The organism is Psychrobacter sp. 16-MNA-CIBAN-0192, assembly GCF_040309565.1.
GTDB lineage: Bacteria > Pseudomonadota > Gammaproteobacteria > Pseudomonadales > Moraxellaceae > Psychrobacter.
In genome coordinates, this window is sequence record NZ_JBEOOX010000160.1 from 1 (window position 1) to 280 (window position 280).

General features: G+C 51.1%; 1 pseudogene. It reads right to left on the reverse strand.

The features are described from left to right. A pseudogene (locus AAEY78_RS12745) lies at positions 1-268 on the reverse strand (single-stranded-DNA-specific exonuclease RecJ); the annotation flags it as partial. Positions 269-280 lie beyond the last annotated feature (12 nt).

Sequence of the window (280 nt, forward strand, 5' to 3'; positions counted from 1 at the left end):
GTAAACACGCTATGCCTAGACTCATGTCGTCTAAGCGCCCTGCTGCATTTAAGCGTGGAGCAAGCGAAAAACCAAAGTCACTGGCGCTCAAGCGCGCGGCATTGCGATTAGCCACTTCAATCAGTGCGGTAATACCTGGGCGAGTTTTACCACTGCGAATACGTGCCAAGCCTTGGTGCACTAAGGTGCGGTTATTCGCATCAAGGGCTACCACATCGGCCACCGTACCTAACGCTACAATATCAAGCAAATCAGCAATATTTGGCATAGGATGCTGCTC